General features: G+C 36.0%; 6 protein-coding genes. 1 reads left to right on the plus strand and 5 read right to left on the minus strand.

The window, feature by feature from the left end; all coding sequences use genetic code 11:
- Positions 1–6: 6 nt before the first annotated feature.
- The 4 genes from gltB to Q5O86_RS01140 all read right to left on the minus strand — a co-directional run bounded on the left by gltB (position 7) and on the right by Q5O86_RS01140 (position 7448).
- Entirely contained in the window at positions 7–4554 is a 4548-nt protein-coding gene (gltB, locus tag Q5O86_RS01125; protein WP_302625315.1) for a glutamate synthase large subunit, read from the minus strand.
- A 219-nt stretch (positions 4555–4773) separates the two neighbouring features.
- Entirely contained in the window at positions 4774–6027 is a 1254-nt protein-coding gene (gene rpoD / locus Q5O86_RS01130; RefSeq protein WP_302625316.1) for an RNA polymerase sigma factor RpoD, read from the minus strand.
- 146 nt (positions 6028–6173) lie between these two features.
- Entirely contained in the window at positions 6174–6590 is a 417-nt protein-coding gene (locus tag Q5O86_RS01135) for a hypothetical protein (protein ID WP_302625317.1), read from the minus strand.
- A gap of 48 nt (positions 6591–6638) precedes the next feature.
- Positions 6639–7448: a Cof-type HAD-IIB family hydrolase gene (locus Q5O86_RS01140; RefSeq protein ID WP_302625318.1), complete on the minus strand. Its 810-nt coding sequence runs from the start codon at positions 7446–7448 to the stop codon at positions 6639–6641.
- A gap of 251 nt (positions 7449–7699) precedes the next feature.
- On the opposite strand from Q5O86_RS01140, the gene Q5O86_RS01145 reads away from it, so the two are divergent.
- Positions 7700–8179 carry a superoxide dismutase family protein gene (locus tag Q5O86_RS01145; RefSeq protein ID WP_302625319.1) on the plus strand — a complete coding sequence of 160 codons (480 nt, stop codon included), beginning with the start codon at positions 7700–7702 and terminating at the stop codon, positions 8177–8179.
- Between the two features lie 29 nt (positions 8180–8208).
- Here Q5O86_RS01145 and Q5O86_RS01150 read toward each other — a convergent pair whose 3' ends face one another.
- The gene (locus Q5O86_RS01150; RefSeq protein ID WP_302625320.1) at positions 8209–9012 is read right to left on the minus strand and encodes a coenzyme F420-0:L-glutamate ligase; all 804 of its coding nucleotides are present in this window, start codon (positions 9010–9012) and stop codon (positions 8209–8211) included.
- Positions 9013–10453 lie beyond the last annotated feature (1441 nt).

The raw sequence follows: 10453 nt of genomic DNA on the forward strand, positions 1-10453 counted from the left end.
CTCTTTCTATCTTGTTGCCGCATAGAATGCTTCTATCTGTGCCTGTTCCGGATTCAAACCTTTTTCTTCCATCTTTGCAATAGCATTCAATATCTTCTTATAATCATAAGGAATTATCTTTTTGAATTTTGGTAGGTATTCTTCAAAATGTTCTAATATTTCCTTACCTTTAACGGAATTGGTATACTTTACATGTTCCTCCAACATTCCCTTGAGTTCTAATACGTCATACTTATTTGAAAGTTCCTCAGTAGATACCAAAGTTTTATTTACTTTTCTATAAAGGTCATTGTTTTCATCCAATACATAAGCAACACCACCGCTCATTCCGGCTGCAAAATTCTTTCCAACTTTTCCGATAACTGCGACACGTCCACCTGTCATGTATTCACAACCATGGTCACCGACACCCTCAACAACTGCCGTTGCACCTGAGTTTCTCACACAGAAACGCTCACCTGCTACGCCGCCAATATATGCTTTACCACTGGTTGCACCATAAAGGGCAACATTTCCGATAATAATATTTTCATCCTGCTTAAACGTGGATTCCTTTGGATGCTTCACAACAATCTTTCCACCTGACAAACCTTTTCCAAGGTAGTCATTACTGTCACCTGTAAGCTCGATTGTCATACCATTTGGTATAAACGCACCAAAACTCTGTCCACCGGCGCCATTACATCTTATCATATACATATCATCATCTAATGTATCATGATACTTCTTTGTAATTTCCGAACCAAAGATTGTTCCAAAAGACCGGTCAATATTTGTGACATCTACTTCTACAGATGCTGCTTTTTTGGCATCTAATGCCTTTCCTAATTTCTTAAGAAGAACTGTCATATCCTTTGTCTTTTCCAGTTCAAAGTCATACTCATTTTTCTTTAAATATTCAACTCTCTTGTCTGCAAAATCCGTATTCAAAATCCTTGACAGACACACTTCTTTTGCCCTATCAGACTCGATATTTTCTTTCACTCTTAATAAATCTGCTCTTCCAATCAGCTCATCTAATGTTTTAACACCTAACTTAGCCATATATTCTCTAAGTTCCTGAGCGATAAATTTCATAAAGTTTACAACATACTCCGGTTTTCCTTGAAATCTCTTTCTGAGTTCCGGATTCTGCGTTGCCACGCCTACAGGACAGGTATCCAGGTTACATACCCTCATCATAACGCATCCCATAGTAACAAGAGGTGCTGTTGCAAATCCATACTCCTCTGCTCCGAGCATTGCCGCAATAGCCACATCTCTACCACTCATTAACTTACCGTCTGTCTCAACAACAACTTTATTTCTGAGTCCATTTGCAATTAATGTCTGATGTGCTTCCGCAAGACCCAACTCCCAAGGAAGCCCTGCATTATAAATAGAGTTTTCCGGTGCAGCTCCTGTACCGCCGTCAAATCCTGAAACTAAAATAACTTGTGCTCCTGCTTTTGCCACACCTGCCGCCACAGTACCAACACCTGCTTCCGAAACAAGTTTAACCGAAATGCGGGCATCTCTGTTAGAGTTTTTCAAATCATAAATAAGCTGCGCCAAATCCTCAATAGAATATATATCATGATGTGGTGGTGGTGAAATCAGGCTAACTCCCGGTGTAGAATATCTGGTCTTTGCTATCCAAGGATAAACTTTCTTTCCGGGCAGATGTCCACCTTCACCCGGTTTTGCTCCCTGAGCCATCTTAATCTGAATTTCCTCGGCGCTCACTAAATATCTTGATGTAACTCCAAAACGTCCCGAAGCAACCTGTTTAATCTTTGAACATTTATTCAGTCCGTCTTCTCCAATCGTAAGACGTTCGATAGACTCTCCTCCTTCACCTGAATTAGAACGTCCTCCTATCATATTCATTGCAATTGCCATTGTCTCATGTGCTTCCTGAGAAATGGAACCATAAGACATAGCTCCTGTCTTGAATCTCTTCATAATAGATTCAACACTCTCTACCTGCTCGATAGGAATACCTCCATCCTCCGGATAGTTAAAGTCTATAAGACCTCTCAAATGAACCGGCGCCATTTCTTCATCTATCATATGAGTATACTGTTTAAACAACTCATAATTATCCGTCCAAGTTGCCTGCTGTAATGTATGAATCGTTGCAGGATTATATTTATGTTCCTCTTTTCCACTTCTTAGTTTGTGGTCACCATTACTTTCTAATGTCAAATCAACATCAAGTCCTAATGGGTCAAATGCTTTCGAGTGAAGCTTCTCAACGTTATCCTCAATGTCTTTCATTGTAATACCTTCCACACGGCTTACTGTTCCTGTGAAATATTTATCAATGACTTCTTTCGAAATACCAATTGCCTCAAAAATCTGAGACCCCTGATAGGACTGAATCGTTGAAATTCCCATCTTAGATGCTATCTTAACGATACCGCCGAGAACTGCCTCATTATAATCATCAATGGCTGCATATGGGTCTTTATTAATCATCCCCTCGTCCACCATCTGTTTAATCGTCTCATGTGCAAGATAAGGATTGATTGCACTGGCACCATACCCCAAAAGTGTAGCAAAATGATGTACTGCTCTTGGCTCGCCACTCTCAAGAACTAAGGACAGGGTTGTTCTCTTCTTCGTCTTAACCAAATACTGATGTACCGCCGAAACCGCAAGAAGAGATGGAATCTGTACATGGTACTCGTCTACTCCCCTGTCAGAAAGTATAATAATATTCGCTCCATCCTTATGTGCCTTGTCTACATTTACAAATACCTGGTCAATCGCTTTTTCAAGAGAAATTCCTTTATAATAAATAATTGGAACGACTGCTGTCTTAAATCCCGGTACATTAATATTTTTTAATTTCAAAATATCTGTGTTCGTTAAAATAGGATGTTTAATTTTAAGCACCTTACAATTTTCCGGCTGTTCCTCAAGAATATTACCATCCTTGCCAATATAGACAGATGTAGAAGTCACAATTTCTTCTCTAATGGCATCGATAGGTGGATTTGTAACCTGTGCAAACAACTGCTTAAAATAATTAAACAATGGATGCGTTTTTTCACTCAGCACGGCAAGTGGTGTATCCTTACCCATTGCCATTGTCGCCTCTATTCCATTATTTGCCATAGGAATAATTCTCTTTAAATCCTCAAATGTAAATCCAAAAGTTTTCTGCAATCTCTGCCTTTCTTCTTTTTCGAATGTTTCAACTCTTACATTTGGAATATTAATATCTTTTAAGTACACAAGATTATTGTTTAACCATTCTCCATATGGTTTTCTTGCCGCATAACTTTCTTTCAACTCATCATCATCTATTAACTTTCCGTTAACCGTGTCTACCAGCAGCATACGTCCCGGACGCAGTCTCTCCTTAACAACAATCTTAGCCGGATTAATATCCAAAACACCGACTTCCGAAGATAAAATCAAATAATCATCATTTGTAATGTAATATCTTGACGGTCTTAATCCGTTTCTATCTAAGATAGCGCCCATATAATCTCCATCGGAAAAAAGTATAGATGCGGGACCATCCCAAGGCTCCATCATTGTGGCATAATATTGATAGAAATCCTTCTTTGTCTGACTGATGGTATCATTTTTCTCCCAAGGTTCAGGAATACACATCATAACCGCTAAAGGAAGTTCCACTCCATTCATTACCAAAAATTCTAATGTATTATCCAGCATTGCCGAATCTGAACCTTCTACATCGACAACAGGCATAACCTTCTGAAGAGAATTTTGCATATACTCACTGGACATTGACTCCTCTCTTGCAAGCATATTATCAGCATTTCCACGAATTGTATTAATTTCTCCATTATGAACAATGAATCTGTTTGGATGCGCACGTCTCCAGCTTGGCTGTGTATTGGTAGAAAATCTGGAATGTACCAATGCGATTGCTGAATCATAGTTTTTATCCATTAAATCGGCAAAAAATGAGCCTAACTGGTCTACCAGAAACATTCCCTTATATACGATAGTTCTACTTGACAATGAAACTGTATAAGTACCTGTATTACTGTGAGAGAAAACTCTTCTTACTATGTAAAGCATACGGTCAAAAGGCAGACCCTTTTCTACATTTTCCGGTTTTTTTATAAAACATTGCATAATGCAAGGCATGCACTCCAACGCTTTTGTTCCAAGGACTTCCGGATGGACAGGAACCTGTCGCCAGCCGAGAAACTCTAATCCTTCCTTTTCCGTTATTATTTCAATCATCTTCATTTCACGATTGCGTTTCAACTCATCCTGTGGCATAAAGAACATTCCCACACCATATTCTCTCTCTCCACCAATATCAAATCCTAAGGATTTGGTCACTTTTTTAAAAAACTTATGAGAAATCTGCAGCATAATACCTACGCCGTCTCCGGTTTTTCCCTCAGCATCCTTTCCCGCACGATGTTCTAAGTTTTCTACAATCCTTAACGCATTCTCTACCGTTTCATGACTTTTCACGCCCTTAATATTCACTACAGCACCAATACCGCAATTGTCATGTTCAAAGCGTTCGTCATACAATCCATTTTCTTTCGCCTGTTTGAATAATACATTCTGATTCATGATATATCCTCCTAATGTAAAAAGGGTGCAAAGAAACACATAGCAATCGCTACGGTACGCCTTTGCACCCTCTTTATTTACTACTTAATTTTATAAACTATTTTCAAAGAAAAATCAAGTAAAATTAAGTTTTAGTGTATTTTTTTATTATTATATTAAGCTATCGTCTGATTCAACTTACTATTTTATAAAAAATCCTTTAATTATTAAGCATTTTTCTTAATCATTTAAAAAGTCTTTAATTTTTTTGCTTCTGACAGGATTACGCAGCTTTCTCAAAGCCTTCGCCTCAATCTGTCTGATACGCTCTCTTGTGACATTAAAAATCTTGCCAACCTCTTCAAGCGTCCTCGGATGTCCATCTCTTAATCCGAATCTTAAAATGATGACTTCTCTCTCTCTATCCTTTAAATCCTGTAACAACACATCAATATGTTCACGGAGCATAACCGATTCGATATTCGCTTCCGGTGTAACCGTATTGTTATCTGCCACAAAATCTCCAAGATTGGAATCATCTTCCTCGCCAATCGGTGTTTCAAGTGATGCAGGTTTCCTGGCTATCTGCATGATTTCCAAAACCTTTTCCTCTGTCATATCCAATGCATCTGCCAATTCCTTTGTAGATGGCTCATACCCCAATTCTAATGTAAGTTTTCTCTGCATCTTTGACATTCTGTTAATGGTTTCTACCATATGAACCGGCACACGAATTGTTCTCGCATGGTCTGCCAATGCTCTGGTAACCGACTGTCTAATCCACCAGGTTGCGTATGTACTTAACTTATAACCCTTTGTGTAATCAAATTTTTCTACACCCTTAATAAGGCCCAGATTTCCCTCCTGAACCAAATCAAGAAAACTCATACCACGCCCTGTATATCTCTTTGCAATACTAACTACAAGACGTAAATTCGCATTTATTAACTTTTCCTTTGCGAGCATATCGCCCTCTGTCTTACGCTTTGCAAGCTCAAGTTCTTCTTCTGCTGTCAACAAAGCTACTGTACCAATCTCTTTTAAGTACATTCTCACGGGGTCTTCTGTTCCTACACCCTCGAGCAAATCTACAGCATCTAATTCTACTGCCTCATCATCATCGTTTTCAAAGTCCTCGTCTGTAGGTCCCAGTAAGTCGTCCGCATCGACATCAACCAATGCTATCTCCTCATCCGTAGGCTCAGTTACTAAATCAATTTCACTCAATTCTTCCTCCGGATTATCCGGTTCTGCTCCATCTGCTGTCTTTGGCTTTTCATCGACATCTGCACTCTTAGATTCTGCATCGATATCAGACATGACAACACTAATATTACTTTCACTTAATCTTGCAAGAATAGTTATCTCCTGCTTTGCTGTAAGCTTGTCCTCTGAGAAAAATTTTTTTATCTCAGATGTTGTTATCTGATTATCTTTGTTCTGACATTTTTCAACTAGCTCTTCAATTTTTTGATTAAAATCTTGTTGTTTCAATACAGTATCCTTTCTTCCTTACGAAACTTTTGTTTCCCTTTAAAGTATCTGTCGGTCCACATTATATTATACACAAAAAACAGCTAGTGTAAACACACTAGCCCATTTTTTTTGTTATTTTGTTGAAAATTACTATATTTTATATTTTATTTGTCCTTTTCCAAATCATCTGGCGATACAATTGGTGACCATCCGTCATTTTGCCCCGGATATTCCTCTGTTATCGTTTCACCTTTTTTGTTTGTCTTAGGTTCGCTTCTCTGTGTTTCTTCTATTACAGATACGTTATCCCAGAAATTCGTTTCTTTATTCTTATCTTTTTTCTTAGAACCCGATTTTTTCTTTGTTGACTCTTCATCACCTACCGGTAAATCCTGAGGGTCTGTCGCTTTATCTGCATTCTTATCTGCAATTGTTGTCTCTGTTGATACTGTGGTAGTTACCGTGCTTTCTTTTTCTTTATCATCTTTATTATTTCTACCCACAACAACAAGTATAACAATAACAATTAAAATAACTGCAACTACAGCTATCGCAATAATATTTTTCTTTTTCTTATCCATCTTTTATCCTCCTGCTAACAACTTCTAATTATTTTGTGTGATAAATTTCTAAAATTGTCCCAAATCACTTATAATTTTTGCAATCGCATTTTCAGTATTTCTCACTGTTATCCTATCTGCAACCGCTTTTACACTATCCAGGGCATTTCCTACTGCATAACCGATATCCGCACACTTTAAGAGAGTAATATCATTTTCATAATCTCCGATACCCACTGTTGTATGAATATCCCTATCCAAATGTTCTTTCAAGTATCGTACTGCGACACCCTTTCCACTATCCACACTGTTTATTTCAATACCATTCGCCCAACTCGAATCAAAACAAAATTTATCACCAAATTTTTGTTTTAAATCTTTTTGTACGATAGATGTCATATCTTCATGCTGGATAATGACCATTTTTAGTTGTGTATCAGATAACTTGTCCATATATTCTCTTAATGCATTACTATCACTGTGATGGTCTCTTGCTATGAAACCTGAGCTTTCAAATGTCTTACCATCATCCTTCAGACCGTTTAACCAGTATTCTCCAACCTCAGGCCAAGTCTTATGTATATATGACAATAGTTCAAAACAGTCTTTTTTGTTCATTGGCCATGTATTTAATAACTTTCCTGTCTGCTCGTCATATAGTATTGTCCCATTTAAAGATACAATTGGTGCATTACTATGAAATTTCTCCCGAAACAGCTTTGCATGGTCTGGAAATCTACCTGTGGCAAGCGTAAACAACCCACCTTCCTCCTGAAAGTATTTGATTGCTCTCGCATTTTCATCTGATAGTTTTCCCTGCTCATATGTCAGTGTTCCATCACAATCTGTGCAAATTAAGTATCCCGTAAATTTTCCCATGTTCATTCTTCCTGTTCTTTTTCAATATCTCTTCCTTACTCGCACACCATATTATTATAACAAAAATAATATCTCTATTCAATATCTTCATTTCATATAGCGCTTCCCATTTGCATTTATTATGTTTTATCCTAAATTAATTTGCAAGTAATCAGATTTTAATATGGTAGTCTATTTTAAATTTATTATTTTTACTTTCACGCATTTTTAACTACGACATATAATATAAAAAAATATGGATAATCTTTCATATGAATTATAGAACATCTTTTATGCACATATTAAATAACACATGCCCTGCCGCTTATGCCAATATTTGCGGCAATGAAAATAATCCCGATTTAAATGGTACTGTATGTTTTTACGACGTTCCCTGCAGCGGTACTTTAGTAAAAGCAGAAATCAGAAATCTCCCGGATATGTCAAATGAATATCCAAGCGCTTTTTACGGTATGCATATACACGAAAACGGAGACTGTTCTCTTCCCTTCGATAAAACGGGAAATCATTATAATCCCTGTGACTTTCCACACCCAATGCATGCAGGAGATATGCCGCCGCTTCTCGGAAGTCACGGCTATGCCTACTCTGTATTTTACACTGGAAGATTTATGATAAAGGATATTGTTGGACGCTCCGTAATTATTCACGGTTCACCAGATGACTTTACTACACAGCCATCCGGCAACTCCGGTGAAAAAATTGGTTGTGGTACTATTTATAGTTGTTAGATGTAACTATTTTGTATCAAGGATAATTTTCAAGCCTGCTTTCTTGGTTTCTTCGGCGTATAAGGTTGGGATTTTTGTCCGGTAATATCCCGAATAATAATAAATGGTGTCATCTCATCATCCTGACCCGCCGGATTATCCCTGATATAGGCAGCAAGGTCTTCGTCAGAAATGTCCTTCAACATCTTACATTTCCCAAGAATATTGACACTTATATCATTTGCATCCACAATCATAGAAGGAATGTGAAACTCCTCAAAAATCTCATCACAAACCTCACCGGCTTTTTGAGGTACAAGAATCGCCATAGTGCTATATTCTTTAAACGCAGAATGACTATAAAAACCATCAATTTCTGCCGATTCCTCTCCCAGAATTTTATAAAATATTCCATGTTTTCCTATCAGTTTTCCAAACATTCCCACAACACCTGCGTATAAAACTTTTCCCATACCATTCATATCAATCATTAATTGCAGCTTATATGGTTCTGTAATGCCGATACCACTCTCTGTTTTCTTGCCAAACTTACTCATCAGTTTTGTAATTCCTGATAGCTTCATATCTTCCATATGAATAACATTTTGCTGACATATGGAAATTACTTTTTCACTAATGCTTAATATATCTCCCTCCTGAACAAAAGGAGCCACATATTGTCTTATCAATTCAATATAGTCTTCTCCTTCTTCTACAAAATGCGTTTTCATGCCATAACGTTCATAAACTCGTCCATTTACCTCCAATGTACCACGAACATAATATTCAATATTACCTTTTTTATGGTAATTCACCTGCTCATTTAAATTTCCCTCATAAAAATAGTTTGCCATAATAATGATTCCTCCTATCTTATTTCTAACATAGGCTCTCATTTTCGATTACCATAAAGAAAAAAGAACCTTCTGTCTGACACTTATACTATCAGACAGAAGGTTTCAATACCTTCATATTCAATGTACTATTTCTTATAAAATACTTGAGATAAATTATATATTTTATAGATACTCTTTCAAAAATTTAGCTATCACATAGAAAAAATTTTCTCCTATCCTTTACTTTGTTTTATTTCTATCCTTAATCCCCCATTCTAAAATAATACGTTTATACTCTTTTAATACTTGCCTTATATTTTCCAAACCCCTGAAAATAGCATATATAAACTTTATATTTCTCATTTTTTTTCAACTCTATCTCTTCATTAAAATCAGAACTATATGTATCAAAAACATCTCTATTCTTTGAATCATACATGGTAATTTTATATCTATTTTCATTGTTATTTGCCATAAATTTAAAACAATATCTCCCTGTCTTCTTTACAGTAAAATAATAAATATTTTGTTGGTCAATATATTTTATATTCCCTCTTAAAACATTATTATCAATTATTTTAGCCTTATCCGGTACATGTATTTGTACATTATATTTAGCAAATCCAATATTTTGTATAACATGTATTTCATATCTCATCCCCTTTTCCAGTTCTATTGTCTTTCCTTCATAATAAGAATTAGTATTGACAATTTCTTTCTTTTTGCTATCTAATATTATAAAATCATATCTATCATTAACATCATTTATTTCGAAATCGAATCTATATTTTCCTGTTCTCGGAGCCTCATAAAAATAAATATCTAACTGGTCGGTAAATTTAGTATTTCCTTTAATTATATTTTTACTTACATCTTTGGCACTATTAGGTTTATTTATAATTACACTATATTGTGGCATTTCTTCTCGTTGAACTATCTTCACTTTATAAACTTGACCTGCAGATAATTCAATCGTTCCTCCATCGTCAGAGGAACTTTTAGACATCAATTCTTCATTTTTAGAATCATATATATAAAAATAGTATTCTTTATTAACATCATCTATTTCAAAATCAAATCTATATACTCCTGAATTAACTGCTAAATATGTATATTCGTTTTCCTGGTCCTTATATCTAATTGTATCTTTTATCACCCCTCCTTCTATATTTTTGACTTCTTCCGGTACATTAATTGTTATACTATATTTAACTTTTTCATCTTCTTGATGCTCTACTACCAATTTATATTCCATATTAGCTTGTAATTCAACAGTTACTCCCGTGTCATAACTATATCCTCTACTCTTCTCTTCTTGTTTTGAATCTAATATATAAAATACATAACCTTTGTTTACATCATCTATTTCAAAATCGAACCTATATTTTCCTGTTCTAGATCGGAAGAGCGTCGTGTAGGGAAAGAGTGTAGATCTCGGTGGTCGCCGTATCATTAAAAA

Source organism: uncultured Eubacterium sp., assembly GCF_937958975.1.
Lineage (GTDB): Bacteria > Bacillota > Clostridia > Lachnospirales > Lachnospiraceae > Eubacterium_G.